General features: G+C 52.7%; 17 protein-coding genes and 1 pseudogene. 12 read left to right on the forward strand and 6 right to left on the reverse strand.

What is annotated here, in order from left to right; translation table 11 throughout:
* Both BLR08_RS30145 and BLR08_RS30150 read left to right on the forward strand, forming a co-directional pair.
* A partial coding sequence (locus BLR08_RS30145; protein WP_176835644.1) for a X2-like carbohydrate binding domain-containing protein occupies positions 1-4,064 on the forward strand: 4,064 nt, incomplete at its 5' end.
* A 241-nt stretch (positions 4,065-4,305) separates the two neighbouring features.
* Positions 4,306-4,875, forward strand: a complete 570-nt coding sequence (locus BLR08_RS30150) for an SF0329 family protein (RefSeq protein ID WP_072338275.1) — start codon at positions 4,306-4,308, stop codon at positions 4,873-4,875.
* A gap of 96 nt (positions 4,876-4,971) precedes the next feature.
* Here the strand turns inward: BLR08_RS30150 and alr are convergent, their stop codons facing one another.
* The 3 genes from alr to BLR08_RS30165 all read right to left on the reverse strand — a co-directional run bounded on the left by alr (position 4,972) and on the right by BLR08_RS30165 (position 8,677).
* Positions 4,972-6,165, reverse strand: coding sequence for an alanine racemase (gene alr / locus BLR08_RS30155; RefSeq protein WP_072338276.1), 1,194 nt, complete (start codon positions 6,163-6,165; stop codon positions 4,972-4,974).
* Complete coding sequence (gene ald, locus BLR08_RS30160; RefSeq protein WP_072338277.1) at positions 6,162-7,292, reverse strand: alanine dehydrogenase; 1,131 nt, start codon at positions 7,290-7,292, stop codon at positions 6,162-6,164. The genes alr and ald overlap by 4 nt, the downstream gene beginning before the upstream one ends.
* 155 nt (positions 7,293-7,447) lie before the next feature.
* The gene (locus BLR08_RS30165) at positions 7,448-8,677 is read right to left on the reverse strand and encodes a PucR family transcriptional regulator (RefSeq protein WP_072338278.1); all 1,230 of its coding nucleotides are present in this window, start codon (positions 8,675-8,677) and stop codon (positions 7,448-7,450) included.
* A 222-nt stretch (positions 8,678-8,899) separates the two neighbouring features.
* Here BLR08_RS30165 and BLR08_RS30170 point away from each other — a divergent pair, with 222 nt between their 5' ends.
* Together BLR08_RS30170 and BLR08_RS30175 are read left to right on the forward strand one after the other, a co-directional pair.
* Complete coding sequence (locus BLR08_RS30170; protein WP_072338279.1) at positions 8,900-10,090, forward strand: LL-diaminopimelate aminotransferase; 1,191 nt, start codon at positions 8,900-8,902, stop codon at positions 10,088-10,090.
* Positions 10,087-11,568 (forward strand): aldehyde dehydrogenase family protein, encoded by a 1,482-nt coding sequence (locus BLR08_RS30175; RefSeq protein ID WP_072338280.1) that lies wholly within the window; start codon positions 10,087-10,089, stop codon positions 11,566-11,568. Before BLR08_RS30170 ends, BLR08_RS30175 begins: the two co-directional genes overlap by 4 nt.
* Here the strand turns inward: BLR08_RS30175 and BLR08_RS30180 are convergent.
* Positions 11,562-12,752 carry a CdaR family transcriptional regulator gene (locus BLR08_RS30180; RefSeq protein ID WP_072338281.1) on the reverse strand — a complete coding sequence of 397 codons (1,191 nt, stop codon included), beginning with the start codon at positions 12,750-12,752 and terminating at the stop codon, positions 11,562-11,564. The two genes, BLR08_RS30175 and BLR08_RS30180, sit on opposite strands and share 7 nt — an antisense overlap.
* Positions 12,753-12,839: 87 nt before the next feature.
* Between BLR08_RS30180 and BLR08_RS30185 the strand changes: the two genes are divergently transcribed.
* Together BLR08_RS30185 and BLR08_RS30190 are read left to right on the forward strand one after the other, a co-directional pair.
* Entirely contained in the window at positions 12,840-13,868 is a 1,029-nt protein-coding gene (locus tag BLR08_RS30185; RefSeq protein ID WP_072338282.1) for a hydroxyacid dehydrogenase, read from the forward strand.
* 12 nt (positions 13,869-13,880) lie between these two features.
* Positions 13,881-15,035, forward strand: coding sequence for a saccharopine dehydrogenase family protein (locus BLR08_RS30190; RefSeq protein WP_072338283.1), 1,155 nt, complete (start codon positions 13,881-13,883; stop codon positions 15,033-15,035).
* An 84-nt stretch (positions 15,036-15,119) separates the two neighbouring features.
* Here the strand turns inward: BLR08_RS30190 and BLR08_RS30195 are convergent, their stop codons facing one another.
* Positions 15,120-16,040 carry a helix-turn-helix transcriptional regulator gene (locus BLR08_RS30195; RefSeq protein ID WP_072338284.1) on the reverse strand — a complete coding sequence of 307 codons (921 nt, stop codon included), beginning with the start codon at positions 16,038-16,040 and terminating at the stop codon, positions 15,120-15,122.
* A 99-nt stretch (positions 16,041-16,139) separates the two neighbouring features.
* On the opposite strand from BLR08_RS30195, the gene BLR08_RS30200 reads away from it, so the two are divergent.
* The 5 genes from BLR08_RS30200 to BLR08_RS30220 all read left to right on the forward strand — a co-directional run bounded on the left by BLR08_RS30200 (position 16,140) and on the right by BLR08_RS30220 (position 18,675).
* Positions 16,140-16,616, forward strand: a complete 477-nt coding sequence (locus tag BLR08_RS30200) for a VOC family protein (protein WP_072338285.1) — start codon at positions 16,140-16,142, stop codon at positions 16,614-16,616.
* The gene (locus tag BLR08_RS30205) at positions 16,606-17,175 is read left to right on the forward strand and encodes a YdeI/OmpD-associated family protein (RefSeq protein WP_072338286.1); all 570 of its coding nucleotides are present in this window, start codon (positions 16,606-16,608) and stop codon (positions 17,173-17,175) included. Before BLR08_RS30200 ends, BLR08_RS30205 begins: the two co-directional genes overlap by 11 nt.
* Positions 17,176-17,314: 139 nt before the next feature.
* Entirely contained in the window at positions 17,315-17,761 is a 447-nt protein-coding gene (locus BLR08_RS30210; protein ID WP_072338287.1) for a hypothetical protein, read from the forward strand.
* A 1-nt stretch (position 17,762) separates the two neighbouring features.
* The gene (locus tag BLR08_RS30215; RefSeq protein WP_072338288.1) at positions 17,763-17,993 is read left to right on the forward strand and encodes a helix-turn-helix transcriptional regulator; all 231 of its coding nucleotides are present in this window, start codon (positions 17,763-17,765) and stop codon (positions 17,991-17,993) included.
* Positions 17,994-17,997: 4 nt separating this feature from the next.
* Positions 17,998-18,675 (forward strand): DUF4386 domain-containing protein, encoded by a 678-nt coding sequence (locus BLR08_RS30220; protein ID WP_072338290.1) that lies wholly within the window; start codon positions 17,998-18,000, stop codon positions 18,673-18,675.
* Positions 18,676-18,725: 50 nt separating this feature from the next.
* Here BLR08_RS30220 and BLR08_RS30225 read toward each other — a convergent pair whose 3' ends face one another.
* A complete protein-coding gene (locus tag BLR08_RS30225) occupies positions 18,726-19,055 on the reverse strand; it encodes a metal-sensitive transcriptional regulator (protein ID WP_072338289.1) in 330 nt (109 codons plus the stop codon).
* Positions 19,056-19,445: 390 nt separating this feature from the next.
* Here BLR08_RS30225 and BLR08_RS30230 point away from each other — a divergent pair.
* Positions 19,446-19,656 (forward strand): annotated as a pseudogene (locus tag BLR08_RS30230) (IS110 family transposase); the annotation flags it as partial.

Genomic DNA, 19,656 nt, shown 5'->3' on the forward strand with positions numbered 1-19,656 from the left:
AAGAGTACTTGGCGACTCAGGCGGTTGGCTTGGTGAACCTGACGTTCAAGTTCAGCGCAGGCGCAGATCAGACGTTGGCTGTTACGGTGAGCGATTCGACGCCGCAGAACGGCACGATCAATCCGACGACTGCGAACTTTGATAAGTATGCTACGGCGACGGATTACACGGATGTTGCGGTGTCGATGACGCTGAATGGTAATTCGCTTGCTAGCATCAAGAATGGCTTTACGACTCTGGTTTCGGGCACCGACTACACGGAAACAGGCAGCAGCGTGACGATTAAGAAGGAATATCTGGCTGCTCAAGCTGTTGGCTTGGTGAATCTGACGTTCAAGTTCAACGCAGGTGCGGATCAGACGCTGGCTGTTACAGTGAGTGATTCTACGCCGCAGAACAGCACGATCAACCCGACGACTGCAAACTTTGATAAGTACGCAGCGGCGGCGGATTACGCAGATATTGCAGTGTCGATGACGCTGAACGGTAATTCGCTTGCTAGCATCAAGAATGGCTCGGCGACTCTGGTTTCGGGCACCGACTACACGGAAACAGGCAGCAGCGTGACGATTAAGAAGGAATACTTGGCGACTCAAACGGCTGGCTTGGTGAACCTGACGTTCAAGTTCAGCGCTGGAGCGGATCAGACGCTGGCTGTTACGGTGAGTGATTCGACGCCGCAGAACAGCACGATCAGCCCGACGACTGCAAACTTTGATAAGTATACTGCGGCGACGGATTATGCAGATGTTGCGGTGTCGATGAGCCTGAATGGCAATTCGCTGGATAGCATTAAGAACGGTGCGGCTACGTTGGTTTCGGGCACAGACTATACGGAATCAGGCAGCAGCGTGACGATCAAGAAAGAGTACTTGGCGACTCAGGCGGTTGGCTTGGTGAATCTGACGTTTAAGTTCAGTGCTGGCGCGGATCAGACGCTGGCTGTTACGGTAAGTGATTCGACGCCGCAGAACAGCACGATTAACCCGACGACTGCGAACTTTGATAAGTACGCTGCGGGGACAGAGTACGCGAATGTTGCAGTGTCGATGACGCTGAACGGAAATTCGCTCGCTAGCATTAAGAACGGCGCGGCTACTTTGGTTCCGGGCACTGACTATACGGAATCAGGCAGCAGCGTGACGATCAAGAAAGAGTACTTGGCGACTCAGGGTGTTGGCTTGGTGAACCTGACGTTCAAGTTCAGCGCAGGAGCGGATCAGACACTGGCTGTTACGGTGAGTGATTCGACGCCGCAGAACAGCACAATCAACCCAACGACCGCGAACTTTGATAAGTACGCTGCGGGGACAGAGTACGCGGATGTTGCAGTGTCGATGACGCTGAATGGAAATTCGCTCGCTAGCATCAAGAACGGTGCGGCTACGTTAGTTTCGAGCACCGACTACACAGAGTCGGGCAGTAGCGTGACGATCAAGAAAGAGTACCTGGCGACTCAGAGTGTCGGCTTGGTGAACCTGACGTTCAAGTTTAGCGCAGGTGCGGATCAGACGCTCGCTATTACGGTGAGCGATTCGACGCCACAGAACAGCACGATCAGCCCGACGACTGCAAACTTTGATAAGTACGCTTCGGCGACGGATTATGCAGATGTTGCGGTGTCGATGAGCCTGAATGGCAATTCGCTGGATAGCATCAAGAACGGCTCGACGACGCTAATCTCGGGCACCGACTACACAGAATCAGGCAGCAACGTGACGATTAAGAAAGAATACTTGGCGACTCAGGCGGTTGGCTTGGTGAACCTGACGTTCAAGTTCAGCGCAGGTGCGGATCAGACGCTGGCTGTTACGTTGAGCAACTCGACGCCTCAAGCTTCAGTACCAGCGGCTCCAGCTGACTTGAGAGCAATTACCGGTGACAGCCAAGTTCATCTGAGCTGGACCAGCGTGGTGCAAGCCACGTACTATAACATCTACATGAGCAACGAAAGCGGTTCTTATGGCGGAACTCCGACAGCGGCCGTTTTCGGTACAACGAGTACACAAACAGGCCTAATAAACGGTACCACCTATTATTTTGTGGTGAAAGCCGGCAATTCCGTAGGTGAAAGCGTGTATTCCCAAGAGGTCAGCGCTATGCCAACGGCGGAAACTCTTCCGTCCTTGACCACGGTTACTATGGTCAGCACGAACCCGAACGCGGCCTTTGCCAAAACCGGCGATACCGTTACGTTAACATTTACCGCGGATACGGCGATGGGTGACATTCCAACGGCAACGATTGCAGGTCGAGCCGTTAACGTTAGCGCGGCGGGAAATCATACCTACGTCGCTGCCTATACGTTTGACGGAAGCGAGAACGAAGGCATCATACCTTTTACCATTGATTTTACGAGTGTAACCGGAATCCAGGGAGCACAGGTAACGGGGACAACAGACAACCGTACCGTACTTTTTGATAAAACCGAGCCGACTGGCAGCCTGAGTGTTAACGGAGGAGCAGCCTCAACCCATACAGCTTCCGTTAATTTAACCATAATGAGTGACGATGGTTCCGGCGCCGGCAGCATTCAGATGCGCTTCTCCCATGATAATGCGACATGGAGCGCGTGGGAGGCCGCAACCCTGACGAAAGCTTGGACGCTTGTCCCGGGGGATGGATCGAAAACTGTATACATGCAATTGATGGACGCAGCGGGCAATATGACGACATCTATCATCTCGGCTTCCATACAGCTGCAGCATTCGTACGAGTCAACAAGCCCAGGCGGCAGTCCTTCCTCGCCAACAGAAACCATACCGGTCAATGTGAATAATGGTAAAAACGGCGATAGCTGGCTCGTCTCTACAACGATTATTCAGCGAACAACCGATGCGGATGGACGCAAGAAAGATGAATTGACCTTTACGGCTCAAGAAGCGGCTAAAGCGGTCGAAAAGCTGGCGGCAACAGGCTCCAGTCTGGCAAAAATCGTTATTCCGGATTCCAACGATGAAGTCCAAGAGTTAAAAGCGAACTTACCGATGGTAGCTGCTGAATTGCTGGCAAAAGCAAACGTAAGCCTCGAGCTTGCTACCCACAATTCACGTATTATCATCCCGCCTGCTTCACTGCGAGGTTTGGAGCATGACATGTACTTCCGCATCGTACCGATCAAAAAGGAGAGCGAGCGCAACGAAGTCGAGCAGCGGGTGAAAGTAGAACGGCTCGTACGTGAAGTTGCCGGCAGCAACAACGTCGAAATTATAGGCCGACCGATGATCATCGAAACGAACATGCAGAGCCGCGAAGTGGAGCTTGTACTTCCTCTCGGAACTGCAACGCTCAAGGAAACTCAGCTCAAAAACTTAGGCATTTTCGTTGAACATAGCGATGGAACAAAGGAATGGCTCCAAGGGCAAATCGTTTCGTACGACGATAACGAAAAACTCGGTATTCGCTTTAAGGTGAATAAATTCAGCACGTTTACAATTGTTCATATCGAGGGTTTGCCAAAGCCAATCCATAACGCCTATATAAATGGATACGCCGATGGAACGTTCGGAGCTAACAATCCGATTACCCGTGCTGAAATGGCGACGATTCTCTCCCGCGTTTTAACCAACGAAGAGAAGCATACGGCCCTATCTTTCACCGATGTGACACTCACTCACTGGGCGAAAGAGAGCATTGATCAAGCTGCTCAGATGGGGGTGATGAACGGCTATCCGGATGGCAGCTTTAAGCCGGAAGCGTCGATCACTCGCGGCGAGATGGCGGCTATTGTGGTCCGTCTGGTAGACAGTGTGGAGAAAAGCGACAGCGGCAGCTTTCGCGATATCGACGGACACTGGGCACAAGCTGCGATCGAAAAAGCAAAAGCAGCGGGCATCATAAACGGATATGAGGACGAAACGTTCCGTCCCGAACAAACGTTGACCCGAGCTGAAGCCGTTACGATGATGAACAAGATTTTGGGCAGGGGTCCACTGCTTGGGGCAGCATCCAACTGGAAAGACGTCCCCGAGAAGCACTGGGCACACGCTCAGATTCAGGAAGCTTCCTTGGATCATCAGTATGAGAAAACGCCAAATGGCGAAAAATATGTTCCTGTAAATTAATCTAAAAAACAGTAGAACTAGGACAAATGAAAACACCTTTAAGTTGAAATTACGAGTGTTGTAAAATACTTGTACAACTTGGAGGTGTTTTTTCAACTTCCCAAGGGAGACGACGCTGCTGATGACAACAATCCAGAGAGCGAGCAGTTGACTATTGAAATCGGCGATTCGCTAACATATACGGACTAATAATGTTAGAATTTAAGAAGGACTGAAAACACAATAGAACAAGGAGGCGTACATGTCCTGGAGTAAATTGAAACAAAATCTGAACAGCTTTCTTTGCCCTGCGTTAGAGGGAAGGGTAGAATACCGTGCAACCAGCTACCGTTATTTACCTGACAAAGCAGGGATTTGTTATATTACGGTAGACAAAAAGAACGTACTCAATATGAGCGATGCAGCTAACTTAATCAAATGGTATCAGACAGAGCTGGAAATTAAAAATGATCCGGATATTCAAATTCCTATCAGCAATGAAGAAATGGAAGCGGTCAGAAAAGATACCAAGGGGAACGTTCCGGAGGACCGTCTACAAGTAATCGCAAGAAATAGAAAAATAACGGAGCACGCAAAGGAGCTTTTGTCGGCACAGTCAGCATTAAGTAAATCAAATTTTATCGTGGCAGCTACTAAGTTTTTAGCCACTTCTATAGAGGAAAGCTTGGAGAGCGGTGATATTCTACTGAATATTCTGGCGTTGGTGGACAGACGGGTCGGGAAAAAACGAATTTTAAGCATGTCCGAAAAGATAAAGCTAAAGCATCCGGCTGTGCAGTTTTTTTATGAACTGCGGCGTAGTACGTTATAACAAGGCGAAACGGCCAAGCAAAAAAGACACGAAGAGCCACCCATCATTCCCCGGTAACACGGGAAAGATGAGGCGGCTCTTTTACAATTCGGGGCTCTACTCAAGTAACAGGTTGGTCGCTGCCACGAGCTCACCATGACGCACATATTCTCTAGGCACCCGCTTGCCGATCAGGCACACGACCTCATAAGGAATCGTTCCCATACGGGCTGCAATTTCATGGATGGAAATCCGATCGCCCTCCGACGCTCCGAAAAGCGTTGCCTCCTCGCCCGCCTTAAGGCCCGGGAAGGAGGTGACATCGATCATCGTCTGGTCCATACAGACTCGGCCGATGATCGGAACCCGCCTTCCGCGAACAAGCGCGAATCCGTTATTGGACAGCCGGCGCGACAGGCCGTCGGCATAACCGATAGGGAGGGTCGCAACCAGACTATCCTTGTCCGTGCGATACGTAAGCCCGTAGCTGACGGGCTTATTTTTATGAACCGGCTTCACGTATGAAATATTGGTTTTCAACTGCATCGCTTCACGTAACGGGTACGCAGGGTGAGGCTCTCCCGGCAAAGGGGTCAAGCCGTACATCGCGATGCCGATGCGGACCATGTCCATATGCATGTCGGGAAACTTCATTGCAGCTGCGCTGTTGCAGCAATGCTTGATGGGAATATGGACGCCGCTTTCCGACAGCCGCTCGAGCAGGGATACGAAAGCGCCATATTGTTCGCGCGTAAAAGCCGGGTCCGAGTTATCCGCATCGGCAAAATGCGTGAAGATTCCCTCGATCGCAACAAGCGGGCTTGCGCTTGCGAGGCAGACGGACAGCGCTTCCTCCGGTGCGAAGCCTAACCGGGACATCCCGGTGTCGATCTTCAGATGAACGATCGCTTGAAGGCCGATGGTTTTGGCGCAACGGGTGACGTCATCCAGCATGTCGCGTGACGAGACGGTGATGGTCAGCCGCTGCCGAATTGCCGCTTCCACCGCATGAGGGGGCGTGCAGCCCAGGATGAGAATGGGAGCCTGCACGCCGGCATGCCGAAGCTGAACAGCTTCGTCTACGAACGCCACGCCCAGGTAATCGGCCCCGGCTTCCAGCGCCATGAACGCCGCTTCGGCGGCGCCATGCCCGTAGCCATCGGCTTTCACAACCGCCATAAAACGCGCGGCTTGCTTCAGATTATTTTTGAACAAGCGAACGTTATGAGCAATAGCGTCCAGAGAAACCTCCGCCCAGGTATCCCGGTAACGACAGGAACGGTGGGAAGGATAGTCACGATAGAGCGTCATACAACGGATTCACCCCGGAGAGCCAGCTCGGCGGGAGCGAAGCCCGTTCCGAGCGCCCTGGCTACGGCCTCGCAGGTGACCGAGCCCCCGGCAGCATTGACGCCAAGCCTCAGCGCAGCATTGTCCAGGATAGCGTTCATAATACCTTTATTGGCGATCTGGAGCGCGTAGGGGGCGGTGACATTCGTCAAGGCCAGCGTCGACGTTTGCGGAACCGCTCCGGGCATATTGGCGACGGCATAATGAATCACGCCATGCTTCTCGTACGTCGGACAGTCATGGGTGGTGATCCGGTCGATCGTCTCGACGATGCCTCCCTGGTCGACGGCGACGTCGATGACGACGGACCCGGGCTTCATGGCGTGGACCATATCTTCGGTCACGAGCTTAGGCGCCTTGGCTCCGGGGATGAGCACGGCCCCGATGCACAGGTCCGCGTCCGCAACCGCTTCCGCCAGATGGGACGGATTGGACATCAAGGTCGTGACGCTGGAGCCGAATATATCGTCCAACTGGCGGAGACGGTCTGCATTCGTATCGAGAATCGTCACCTGCGCGCCGAGCCCGGCTGCGATTTTGGCCGCATTCGTGCCGACTACGCCGCCGCCGATAATCGCAACCTTTCCTCGCCTGACGCCTGGCACGCCTCCCAGCAGGATGCCTTTGCCCCCGTGAGGCTTCTCCAGGAGCTGGGCTCCGATCTGCACGGCCATACGCCCCGCCACCTCACTCATGGGAGTCAGCAGCGGCAAGGTTCTGTTCACAGCGACGGTCTCGTAGGCGACAGCCGTCACGCCGTGCTTTATCAGCGCTTGGAGCAGTTCCGGATTCGCCGCCAGATGCAGGTACGTAAACAAAATCAGGCCGGGGCGAAAATAAGCGTATTCCCCGGGTACGGGCTCTTTCACCTTCACTATCATATCCGCCGCATGCCAGACATCGGCCGCATGCCCGGCCATCCGCGCTCCGGATGCTGTGTAATCCTCGTCGTTGAAGCCGCTTCCTGCGCCGGCATCGGTCTCCACGATTACCGTATGGCCTGCTTGGACGAATTCGGCGACACCGGCCGGCGTCATGGCAACGCGGTTTTCGTTGTTTTTTACCTCTTTCGGTACACCGATGATCATCATGGCTTCCCCCTTGTAGTGATTGTTCAGTAGTCAGTATAAGGGAGGATTGCTTCGAACGGTTTGTGGGAAACAAAGAAATGAAGGAAAAGCCTTTGTGGTTTTCAACGAACGACTCCCCGATCTACCGCAGTCCACGCGTTGTTCACCGGACGTTAAGACCTGAACCGCTTCGCCTTCAGCTCCAAGTAGCAGGTGACCTTCTGATCCATACGGGTCAGATCAAGACCGCTGATGTGCGAAATACGCTTGAGACGATAGCTGAGCGTATTTTCATGGATATGCAGTGCCTCAGCCGATTCCTTCAGATTGCTGTCATGGTCCAAATAAACGTATAAGGTATGCAGGAGGTCGCCGTTATGCCCGAGATCGTAAGCCTCCAATTGATGCAAATAGTCGTTGTCATAGTAATGCTCCTGCTGATGAAGGACAATTTCGGGCAGCAGCCGGTAAAACCCGAGATCGGCGTAATAATGAACGGCCGCCAAGGCTTCGGGAAATTTCTGCCGGAGGCGAATAACCGTTAGCGCTTCGTGATAGCTTTGATATACCCGCGCATAATCGCCATAAACAGCCCCACAGCCGCCTTGGAGGGGAGCGCAGTCGAACCGCTGCGTCATTTGCTCGGTGAGCACCGCAATCGCCGGCGCAGCTTTGCCGGAGAGCCGCTGCTGCGGATGCGCTTCCAGCATAACCAGCGCTTCGCTGTCGACTGCGTGCAGCACAATCCGTTTTTGCAGCGTGGTGATCAGGTAGTGAAGCTGCTGCTGCTGCCTCTCGGTAATCTCGGAAGGAAACGGCAGTACGGCGGCGCAGAAAAAGGCCGGAAGCTCCAAGCCAAGCTTATCCGCTTGCTGTCTGACCTCCAGATCCGACTTCATATCGCCGGAGAGGAGCCGTCTTAAAAACTCCTGATAGCTTTGTTCCGTCTTCCTATGCTTCATCCTCAGCTGAAGCAGCTTCGTTCTTGCCGCCTTGGCCGCCTGGATTAGCTGACGAAAGGTAACGTCGCTCGGCGAGCCTCCGTCGCCGAGCACGGTCCATATATAGCCCAATATCTCGTGATCCTTCCGAATCGCGATGGCGATCCGATCGCCAAGGCCGACCTCACCGATCGCGGGAATGACGAGGGGCTCCTCGCTTTTCATCAGCTTCTGAATGACGCCGTCCCGCCATAACGCCTGTATGACCTTATCGGGAACGCGCTTGCCGATAATGGTCGATATCCGGACGGAATCCGTCTGGGCTTGGTGGGAGCTATAGGCGATCAGCTTATGATTCGCGTCCTCGATCGTCACCGGGCCCTGCAGGACATCGCTGATCGTATCGGCCAGCTCCTCCAGGCTTTCGAAGCTTCGCTCGAAGGGCTCTTTTTCATTTTCCATAATAGTAGACTCCTAAACTATACCGGAACTCGGTTATGCTGAGTATTCGATTCCCCGAATCAAACGCAAGGGTACATTTTATATAGTGTAACACAACCTCCCGCCTGCTGATTAATGTAAAAATTATACGGAATTTCGGTCCCGGTACCGGCCGGTTTTTGTGCAAATCAGACATAGTTTCCCGTTGGCGAAAAAAGGTATGTTTATAGCAGGAAAGAGGTGATGGGAAACGTGCTTTATCAATCCAACCGCGTAGCGCAAATTCCTCCTTATGTATTTGCGGAATTGAACAAGAAGAAGGATCAGATGGTCCGCTCTGGCGTGGATGTCATCGATCTGGGCATCGGCGACCCGGATCTCCCGACCCCACGGCACATTGTCGAGAAGCTGATCGAGGAAATGCAAAATCCCGCCAATATGAACTACCCGAGCTTCATCGGATGCGTGGAATTCCGGCAGGCGGTGGCGGATTTCTATAAGAGGCAGTACGACGTCGACCTCGATCCGGAAACGGAGGTTCTGGCGCTCATCGGCTCGAAAGAAGGAATCGCTCATCTGGTACCGGCCTTGATCGACCCGGGCGACGTGGTGCTTGTCCCCGATCCGGGTTATCCGGTGTACCGGATGGCGACGGCGATTGCGGGCGGGCAAGCGTACAGCATGCCGCTGACGGAAGCCAACCGGTTCGAGCCGCAGTTCGATTCGATTCCTAGCGATACGGCTGAGCGGGCTCGGCTGATGTTCCTGAACTACCCGGGCAATCCGACGGCGGCGACGGCCGATCCCGATGTCTTCGAGCGGGCCGTTTCCTACGCGCGCAAGCATCAGATTCCGATCGCGCATGATTCGGCTTATAACATGGTTACCTTCGACGGGTATCAAGCCCCCAGCATGCTGCAAACGGAAGGGGCCAAGGAAATCGCGGTCGAATTCGGGTCGCTCTCCAAAACCTACAACATGACAGGCTGGCGCATCGGCTATGCGGTCGGCAACCGGCATATCCTGAAGTCACTGGCCACGATTAAAAACAACACGGATACCGGCATATTTACGCCGATCCAGAAAGCGGCCGCCTTCGCGTTAAACGGCGACCAGCGCTTCATCGCCGGGCATAACCGGATTTACCGGGAGCGGATGAACGTAGTGCTGGACGGACTGGTCTCCATCGGGATCAAGGCGAAGCCGCCGAGAGGCAGCTTTTTCCTCTGGGAGCGGGTTCCAACCGGATATACGTCGGCCGGGTTTGTTACGCATGTCCTGGAGCAGACAGGCGTCATTCTGACGCCTGGGAGCGCATTCGGTTCAGGGGGAGAAGGTTATGTCCGGATATCCGTATCGGTTCCTAGTCAGCGACTGGAAGAGGCGATGAGCAGGATCAAACAAAAATGGCAAATCGATGGGGGAGTCCAATGAAAAAGATTGTGAACTATATCAATGGCGAGTGGATGGCGTCTGCATCCGGAAAATTCGTGGCTGTCGCCAACCCGGCGACCGGAGAAACGCTGGCGGAAGTCACTCAGTCAACGGCTGAGGACGTCGATCTTGCCGTTCAGGCGGCTATAGCAGCGCAGAAGTCGTGGCGGCTTGTTCCGGCTCCCGAACGGGCGGACGTTCTCTACAAAGCGGCGCAATTGCTGAAGGAGCGCAAAGAAGAGCTGGCCCGAATCCTGACACGCGAAATGGGCAAGGTCATCGCGGAAGCGAGAGGGGAAGTCCAGGAAGCGATCGACATGGCATATTACATGGCCGGGGAAGGGCGCAGGCTGTTCGGCGATACCGTTCCGTCCGAGCTGCGCAACAAATTCGCCATGAGCATCCGGGTGCCGGTGGGGGTTGCCGGGCTGATTACCCCGTGGAACTTCCCGATCGCGATTGCAGCGTGGAAGTCGCTGCCTGCCCTCGTGGCCGGCAATGCCGTCGTCTGGAAGCCGGCTTCGGAGACGCCCATGATTGCGGCCGAGTTCATCAAGGTTTATGAGGAGGCCGGGCTGCCGAAAGGCTTGGTGAATCTCGTCCACGGCTCCGGAAGCGTCGTCGGCGCTGCGATGGTGGAGCATCCAGGCATCGACTTGATTTCCTTCACGGGCTCGAACGAGGTGGGCAAGCGGATCAATGAGCGGGCCGGCGCCCTCTTAAAGCGGAGCTCGCTCGAAATGGGCGGCAAAAACGCCGTCATCGTGATGGACGATGCCGATCTTGAGCTGGCGGCGGACGGAATCCTGTGGAGCGCCTACGGCACCAGCGGCCAGCGCTGCACGGCATGCAGCCGCGTCATCGCGCATGAGGCGATCAAGGAGGAGCTGGAAGGAAGACTGCTGGAGGGGATCGCCCGATTAAAGCTGGGCAGCGGGCTCGATCCGTCCGTTCACGTCGGTCCGGTCATTAACGGCGCCTCGCTTGCGCGAATCGACAGCTATGTCCGGCTTGGCCTGGAGGAAGGTGCGAAGCTCCTGTGCGGTGGCCGGATCGCAAGGGAGGGCGGCTTGGCGGAGGGTCATTTCTATGCGCCTACGCTGTTTACGGACGTGCTGCCCGGGATGCGGATCGCGAACGAGGAAATTTTCGGACCGGTCGTGTCGATCATGGCGGTCCGGAGCCTGGAAGAGGCGGTCGAGGTCAACAACCGGGTGGAATTCGGTCTGTCCAGCTCCATCTTCACGCGCAGCATCAATCAAGCCTACCAGGCGATGCGGGATTTGGATACGGGCATCGTCTATGTGAACGCCGGAACGTCGGGCGCCGAAATTCATCTGCCCTTCGGCGGAACCAAAGGGACCGGCAACGGGCATCGGGACTCCGGCGTCGCATCGCTCGACGTGTATACGGAATGGAAGTCTATCTACGTGGATTACAGCGGGAAGCTGCAGCGGGCGCAAATTGACAATTATTGATGCTGGCCGTTTTTGATGGCGACATACAGGAGCAGGCAATGCTCGAAGGTAGAGAGATCCAGGCCGGTCAGCTCCGAGATTTTATCCAATCGGTACAGCAGCGTGTTCCGGTGGATGAATAAAGTGCGTGCCGTCTCGCTCAAGTTCATGTTACATTTGCAATAGGACAGGAACGTAGAGGCCAGCGTCTCGTAGCTTCCATGATTGCGGAGCTCTCCCAGCTGGCCGGTCAGCTTGTCGATGATGTACGGGGTTAATTCCTTTGTCAATAGCTCTAGCGTCAGCTCCCAATCATTGTAGTTGTAGAACTTGGCGGTGAGCAGGCTCCGTTTGCCGACCTTCAAGGTGCGCACGGCGTTCTCATACGATTCCTTGATCCCGTTCACGCCGTGCTTGACGTTTCCGAGCGCTACGGCCGCCTCGGCTTGATGCTTCCCCTGCAAAAATTGATTGAGCCGCTGCATCCGGTTCTCAAGCTTCCGAACAATCGTATCCCGCTCATGCGGGAGTACGGCTTTGAGCACGATAAACTGCTCAAGATTCAGCAGAGAAAAAATATCCTGTCGGTGGTCGGCGAACAGGTGCTTGATCTGCTCGATCAGTTCCCGCTGAAAGTAAGGCAGCGAATGCTTGTCGAGTCCTCCTTCGCGGTCAGGTCTTTGCAAGGAGAGGAGATCCATCTCGATGATGACGCAGATGCGGTCCAGATCGAACCGGTAGCCGAGCATTTTACCGTATTCAAGCATCGGAGCGGCTTCGTCAGGGCGGCTCGAGTACAGCAGATATTGAACGAGCGTATCCAGCGCTTTGGACTCAAGCACTGTCGTTTCCTTCTTGAATGATTCATGAAACATCAATTCGACATGGCTTTTAACCAGCTGCACATATTTATTGATCGTATGCGGAATGCCGGCAATGCCGAGAACGCCGATGACCTTGCCGCCTACGACAATGGGCGTTGCGATGCCGGGCAATACGTTTTCCAGCGCTTGGGCATCCGCTTCCTCGTAAGAGACTGGCTGGTTTTTGCGCAGAACGTCGATCGTGGCGGTATGGAGGCTTCCCAGCCGGCTGCGGTCCGTCGAGCCGATAATGCTGCCTTTCTCGTCCGTAATGATAATGGGATAGCCGATAATATCGCTTGTGTTGTCGACGATCGTCTGGGCAATCTGCTCGAGTATCATGGACGTGCCGCTCCTCGCCTGAAGGTAATATGGAGCCTATTATAGCATGTTTGCCGCCGCGGCAGTCGAGGAAAGGAGCTTCGAATCATGGGCAAGCCGAAAGTGCTGCAAATTCTTTCGATGTATCACGAGCAAGGAGAAATTGTCCTTAGGGAAGGGGTCGAGGTCATTCGAACCGATCACTACGATATTCCGCATCTTTGTCGGCTGGTGTTGGATGTGGAGGGGATCGTGCTGCGAGCCCCTGCCCAAATTACACGCGAGGTGATCGACGCGAACCCGAACTTGAAGGTGATTTCTGGTGCGGGCGTAGGGCTCGACAACATCGATGTCGCGTATGCGACGGCCCATGGCATTCCCGTTCTCCATGCGCCTTCCGTGAACAAAGTATCGACCGCCGAGCATGCCGTGATGCTGATGCTGGCGCTGAGCAAAAACGTGATCCGCCTCCATGATGAAATGAGCAGGGGCGACTACGCCTCCCGAACCCGCATTCCGACCTATGAGCTGAAGGGGAAAAAAGCGGGCTTGGTCGGCTTCGGCCATATCGCGCAGGAGGTGGCGAAGCGGTTGAAGCTCGGCTTCGACATGGATGTGACCGCTTGGGTGCGGGGGATCGATCCGGTCAAGCACGGCCTTGCGCACGAGCTGGGGATCAGGCTGACGACCCGTCTGGAGGATGTGTTCGCGCAATCCGACTTCGTCTCCCTGCATATTCCGCTTAATGAACAGACCCGATATTCGATCGATCGAAAGCTGTTCTCACTGATGAAGTCTACGGCGTATCTCATTAACACGGCCCGCGGTGCGGTTGTCCATCAGGATGACCTGTTCGCGGCCCTGCAGGAGGGACGGATAGCCGGCGCCGGGCTGGATGTGTTCGATCCGGAGCCGCCTGCCAAGGGGCATCCGCTTCTGTCGCTGCCGAACGTCATTGTGACGCCCCACGTAGGCGGAACAACCGTCGAGTGCAACTATATCACCTCGACGACGGTGGCGCGGAACGTGATTCGCGTGCTGCAAGGAGAACGGCCTGAGCATATCGGCAATCCGGAAGTGCTGGATGAGCGGTACCCGGGAAGAATGACAGCGGATCGGCGCATAAGCGACAATTGAGGAGGAAAACAGATGCGTATTGTTGTACTGGGAACCGGAATGATCGGAACCGTTGTCGTCCAGGAGCTGGCTCAAAGCGAGGCGATCGACGAAGTGGTGGCCGTGGACGCCGTGGATGCGAGCGTTGACCGGTGTGTCGCGGCGGCCAGCCATGCCAAGGTAACAGGCAAGGTCGCGAAGCTCGATCAGGTGGATCGACTGACAGAGGTGCTGCAGGGAGCCGATATTGCCGTCGGCTGCTTGCCCCATTCGCTTAGTCCGCTTGCGATCAAGGCGGCCATAGCGGCCGGATGCCACTTGGTCGACCTGGTCGGCTCGGGGTATGAAGAGAAAGCGAAGCTGAACGAGCAGGCGCTGGAAGCCGGGGTTCTGATCATTCCCGGAGCGGGCGTGGCGCCGGGCATCGCGAACTTCCTGGCCGCACGCGGGATTGAGCTGCTAGACGAGGCGGACGAAGCCGTCATGTTGTGCGGCGGTCTGCCTCGGCATCCGCTCCCTCCGCTGTGGTACCAGGTTGTTTTCCGGTTGGAAAGCCTGCTGGCGCTTTGTACGAAGCCGGCGCTGGCGGTAGAGGATGGGGCCTTGGTGCAGCTGCCTCCTCTGTCGCGCCTGGAACAGCTGCAATTTCCCGAGCCTGTCGGCGAATGCGAAGCGGTCGTTACGGATGCCCACAGCACGGCGTACACGCTGAAGTCGAAGGTGAAGCGGTTGTACGAGAAAACGGTCCGCTATAAAGGCCATTGGGAAAAAATGAACGTGCTTGCCGAGCTCGGCTTCCTGGACGGCACACCGGTTGAAGTCGAGGGGGCGCTCGTCTCCCCGCAAAAGCTGGCCATCGCTTTGCTGGAGCGCAAAATGAAGGGCGGCTCTAACGAGGATATAACCGTGCTGCGCGTCACTGTGACGGGAACCCGGAACGGCGTGCGGACGAAGCTGGAATGGGAAATGGTCGATCATTACGACAGCGAGCGCAAGATCACCTCGATGGCGAAAACAACCGGCTTCCCCGCTGTCATTCTGGCCGAATGGATAGCCGAAGGAAAGCTGGAGCAGCGCGGCGTTGCGGCCATCGAGGACGTTATCATCGGCCGCCGCTTCGACCCGTTCGTACAAGAGCTGGGCAGACGGGGGATTCCGATCTCCTTTAAGGAAGAAACAACAGAGTGAAGCACGTATGACCTTAAAGTCAAGGAAATGAGGATTGCACTCGTAAGCATGAATGAAAACGAATCCTTTTTGACCGAGCCAGTCTCAGTAATCCTTACTATAGGTTGCCATCATCTGTTTTAAATAACTTTTAAACTCCTCCACATAGGCTTTAGGCTCAACAATTCTCAAATTTGTACCGAAGCCGGCTAAAAATTTATATCCCGTGCTGTTTTGAGGGACATGAACGGTTGCCAGGAAAAATTCCGGGCTATAGGCTTCGATACATTTGCTGCCGTACCTTTCTATGAAGTGATCCTTGATGCTTGGGGAAATCAAAGCCTTAATCGCGACCAGCTGCGGCTCGTAGCTTGCTTTCTGTTCTTGTTCTGCTAAATAGTCTCTGGGGTTAAATGTTTTCTCATCCATAGTCAGGTGATTAATCCTGGATAATTTAAACGTTCTATATCCTTTACGATATAAACAATATCCTTTCAAATACCAGCTCGTTTCGCTGAAATGAAGCTGATAAGGTTCGACCATTCTGGCTGTCGGGGCGCCATCTTTATCCAAATATTCGAAGGATATTAACCTTCTCTTTCCGATGGATTCTTGACAGGTTTTCAAGATGGGAAGAATCTCGGACCGGCCCTCCCAATCATAAAATGACAGCTGAATGGAACCTTTCAGAGACAATGGGCTCACCATTGCCTCTATTTTTTTTATAGTCATCTCCACCTCCTCGCTGACTAGGATTTTTTCCAATCCGCCGAGCGCAGTTAAGATATGCTCTAGATCAGCGCTGCTTAAAAGGCGTTTATCCACCTTGTATTCATTCATCAAACCGAAGCCGCCATGAACGCCTTGGATCGCATAGACCGGGATATTGGACAAGCTCAGTGTCTCCATATCCCTAAGGATCGTTCTTTTGGAAACATGGAATAATTGCGCGAATTCATTGGCTGACACGACATCTTTTTTCAGCAAGATCATGATGATAGAAATGAGTCTCTCAATCTTGTCCATATTTGCCCTCTTTTTTCTACTTTATTTCAGAACGGTGACAGTAAGCTGTCATCTTTTATCCATTATACTACATATATCACAAGAAGGAGGTAGTGCTCTATGTCAGCAATAGCCTATATAAATTTTGATGGAATAACGGAACAAGCGATTGAATTTTACTCGCAGGCTTTACAGGCAACGGAGGTCAAGAAAGTGAAATTTAAGGATTTTCCACAGGACCCCAATTATCCGCTGCCCGAACGGGAATTAAATATGATTATGGAGTCTTCCATCGCATTTGCAGGCGGAAAAATCATGTTGTCGGATGTTTTGCCTGCCATGAAAGTGGTAACAGGCGAGCTGGTGAAAGGAAATCAGTTGCTGATTAGTTTAGTCATCGAGGACAAGCAAAAACTGGAGGAGTACTTCACTAACCTGTCTGTTGGGGGTCATGTGGTGATGCCTTTATCCAATACTCCGTGGTCGTCGTGTTTTGGCATGCTGGTGGATAAGTTCGGAATTTCGTGGAAGTTCAACAGCGACGCAGATAAGTTTCTGGATGAAGTTATGGCCAGTAAGCGCAGCTATGGAAGTTGAAAATCTGATTCCGGCCACATCGAGAGAAGAATTGAGATATTGGCTTCAGGAACACGGACAGACTAAAAAGTTTTGCTGGGTTGTGGTTAGTATGACGCCGGCTCCTGCCAGGTTGTTATATTTGGACGCGGTTGAGGAAGCGTTGTGCTTTGGATGGATCGATGGAGTCAAAAAGAAAATTTCCGAAACGGAACTGGCTCAGAGGCTGTCCCCCAGAAGTAAAAATAGCTCATGGACGGAATTAAATAAAGAACGTGTACGCCGGCTCGAAAAGCTGGGGTTGATGAAAGACGAAGGAAGAAAGGTTCTTCCTGATCTGGACCCTCATTCTTTTCGGATAGACGGGGATATCGAGCGGAGGCTGCAAGAGGACAAGCAGGTATACGATCATTTTATGGCCTTCCCGGGTCTTTACAGGAGGGTTCGGATCGATACGATTCAGAGCGTCAGGAAGCAGCCGGAGTTGTTCAAGAGCAGATTAAACAAATTCATTGCGAACACTAGAGAAAACAAGATGTATGGTCAATGGGATGATCATGGACGATTGCTGAATGATTAGCTGCTTTGGAGAAAAGCCGAAATACTGCCTAGATGTAGGTGGTGATCGGTTTTTTTTGTGTATGGAAATGTTGACATTATGTATAGTTTAGTATACATTATGTTTAGTATTCTTTACTTTTGAAAAGGCGGTGTCGCATATGACCTATCAAGAAAAGAAGAGCATCGTATCGTTAATCAGTTCCATCCTCATTTTTGTGGCTTATTGCTTGTACAGGTACCCGCAGCATCCTGACGGGGCCTTGGATTCGAAGGAAATGTTTCATTACTGGGGGTCATTCGTTCTCGTGTTGACGTTGGTTTCCATTGGAGCGCATATCGTGATTAGCATTATTTTCAACATCATCTTCCGGATGACGACAGGAGAAAAGGAGCCTGCCTTCGCGGATGAACTGGATAAGCAGATTGATTTATTAGCCTTGCGGAATTCATTTGCTGTATTTGTCATCGGTTTTCTTCTGGCTATGAGTGCCTTGGTGATCGACCAGCCCGCGAAGGTGATGTTCATCGTACTCATAGTCTCAGGATTTCTTTCAGACGTAACCGGATCTGTCTCGAGATTGTATCACTACCGGAGAGGAGTCTAAGATGGGTAAAGTTCTTGTTGGCAATCACATCAGAAAATTGCGATTTAACCATAACGAAATGACACAGCAGCAGCTGGCTGACAAGGTGGGGGTAACCCGACAAACGATCGTGGCTCTTGAAAAGGGAAACTATTCCCCGTCGCTGGAGCTGGCATTTCGTATTGCTCACGCCTTTCACTTACCGTTGGAAGAGGTATTTTTTTATGGAGACGCTTCGGGAGAGGGAGATTAAGAACATGGATTTTTCAACGAAGACCGCATCAAGACTAACAGGTGTTCTGTTTATCATGGCTGCCATCGCTGCTATAGTTGGCGTTATTTTATATAAGCCGCTTTTGAACGATTCGGAATACCTGATTCAAGGCGCCGCACACGCCAATCAGGTGGTCCTGGGAGCGATTATGGAGTTAATTCTTGTCGTATCGGCGGTAGGTACGGCAACCGTGATGTTTCCATTGCTGAAAAAATATCATCGAACGATTGCTATATGGCATGTTTGCTTCCGGTTTATGGAGGCGGTTGTTATTACAATCGGAATTATAAGCGTATTGTCCCTGTTGACCTTAAGCCAGAATTATGCAGCTGCAGGAGCACCGGATATCGCCTCTTATCAGGTTTCGGGTATCTTGCTGAAAGCGACGCATGACTGGACATTTATGCTTGGACCTAATTTCTTTCTAGGAATTAACACGATGATGTACAGCTATATCTTTTTTAAGTTCAAGCTTGTACCCCGATTCATCCCCGTGTTGGGTATGACAGGGTCCGTGCTGATTCTATTAGCTGCCTTGCTGGAAATGTTCGGGGTGATTGATCAAGTTTCGATGTGGGGCGGGATACTGGCGCTTCCAATCTTCGCCAATGAAATGATCCTGGCGGTTTGGCTCATCGCGAGAGGCTTCAACTGCGAGTAGGGGCATCAAGAAAGCCCGCTTCAGCCATAACGGCGGGAGCGGGCATACGGCTATTTCATTAATTTATGAATGGTAGTCAAGAGCTCATCGATCACTTCGTTCTCGCCATCTTGGATACGTTCGATGACGCAGCTTTTCATATGATGCTCCAAAAGCAGCTTCCCTACACCGTTGAGGGCGGACTGAACGGAAGAGATTTGATTCAGCACATCATCGCAATAAGTGTCTTTCTCAATCAAGCCTTTGAGTCCTCGCACTTGACCCTCGATGCGATTCAGCCGGCTGATGAGATTTTTTTTGGTTTTATCGGAGTGGTGGCTGCTGCGCTCGGTGGTGCTGCATGCTTCGTGTCCACACGTTTCTAAAGGTTGCTCCTCCATGTCCTCACTCCTCCCTTTTCATCATTGTACCATAGTCCCCCTACCCTATACAAAAGAAATAACATACAAGCTCCATCCCGGAGCCCCTGCGAAAGTCCTCTCTTATTAACCAATCTGTTTGCAGCTTATAGTTTAATATCAAGGGTTGGGGGGTATAGTAAATAATAATTGACACAATATAGTATAGGGGGGTATACTAAAAAAGAGGGTGTTGCACTTTATGAACTGCTGCGCATTATGTCAGAAGCTGAACAGATAACCCATTCCCCATATAAAAGGAGCCATTCCTGTAATGAAGTAATTTGAGCTTTGAACGAAAAAAGCACCTCTTGTATACTGGGAAACGTTCCGTCCAAAGAACAAATCCCACATACGAAAGAGGCACTCAACATGAAGTATAAACTTAAGCAGAAACAGAATCAACGAATTACACGAATTACCGAAACAACACTGGTCGTTGGAGCGGACATCGCCAAGAAAGTCCATGTGGCTCGAGCAGTAGATTTCCGCGGCATCGAGCTTGGGAAGGATTGCACGTTCCACAACGATGCAGAAGGGCTAACGAAACTAGCAACGTGGATGAAGGATCTCGGGCAGCGAC

The sequence above is a fragment of the Paenibacillus sp. cl123 genome (assembly GCF_900101595.1).
Lineage (GTDB): Bacteria > Bacillota > Bacilli > Paenibacillales > NBRC-103111 > Paenibacillus_G.

What these genes read in the sequence shown, in the direction of transcription:
- BLR08_RS30165 (WP_072338278.1), bottom strand. Translation starts at nt 8,677, where the DNA reads ATGGAAAATGAAAAAGAGCCCTTCGAGCGAAGCTTCGAAAGCCTGGAG.
- BLR08_RS30170 (WP_072338279.1), top strand. Translation starts at nt 8,900, where the DNA reads ATGGGAAACGTGCTTTATCAATCCAACCGCGTAGCGCAAATTCCTCCT.
- BLR08_RS30175 (WP_072338280.1), top strand. Translation starts at nt 10,087, where the DNA reads ATGAAAAAGATTGTGAACTATATCAATGGCGAGTGGATGGCGTCTGCA.
- BLR08_RS30150 (WP_072338275.1), top strand. Translation starts at nt 4,306, where the DNA reads ATGTCCTGGAGTAAATTGAAACAAAATCTGAACAGCTTTCTTTGCCCT.
- BLR08_RS30200 (WP_072338285.1), top strand. Translation starts at nt 16,140, where the DNA reads ATGTCAGCAATAGCCTATATAAATTTTGATGGAATAACGGAACAAGCG.
- BLR08_RS30220 (WP_072338290.1), top strand. Translation starts at nt 17,998, where the DNA reads ATGGATTTTTCAACGAAGACCGCATCAAGACTAACAGGTGTTCTGTTT.
- BLR08_RS30195 (WP_072338284.1), bottom strand. Translation starts at nt 16,040, where the DNA reads ATGGACAAGATTGAGAGACTCATTTCTATCATCATGATCTTGCTGAAA.
- BLR08_RS30205 (WP_072338286.1), top strand. Translation starts at nt 16,606, where the DNA reads ATGGAAGTTGAAAATCTGATTCCGGCCACATCGAGAGAAGAATTGAGA.
- BLR08_RS30185 (WP_072338282.1), top strand. Translation starts at nt 12,840, where the DNA reads ATGGGCAAGCCGAAAGTGCTGCAAATTCTTTCGATGTATCACGAGCAA.
- BLR08_RS30210 (WP_072338287.1), top strand. Translation starts at nt 17,315, where the DNA reads ATGACCTATCAAGAAAAGAAGAGCATCGTATCGTTAATCAGTTCCATC.
- alr (WP_072338276.1), bottom strand. Translation starts at nt 6,165, where the DNA reads ATGACGCTCTATCGTGACTATCCTTCCCACCGTTCCTGTCGTTACCGG.
- BLR08_RS30190 (WP_072338283.1), top strand. Translation starts at nt 13,881, where the DNA reads ATGCGTATTGTTGTACTGGGAACCGGAATGATCGGAACCGTTGTCGTC.
- BLR08_RS30225 (WP_072338289.1), bottom strand. Translation starts at nt 19,055, where the DNA reads ATGGAGGAGCAACCTTTAGAAACGTGTGGACACGAAGCATGCAGCACC.
- ald (WP_072338277.1), bottom strand. Translation starts at nt 7,292, where the DNA reads ATGATCATCGGTGTACCGAAAGAGGTAAAAAACAACGAAAACCGCGTT.
- BLR08_RS30180 (WP_072338281.1), bottom strand. Translation starts at nt 12,752, where the DNA reads ATGATACTCGAGCAGATTGCCCAGACGATCGTCGACAACACAAGCGAT.
- BLR08_RS30215 (WP_072338288.1), top strand. Translation starts at nt 17,763, where the DNA reads ATGGGTAAAGTTCTTGTTGGCAATCACATCAGAAAATTGCGATTTAAC.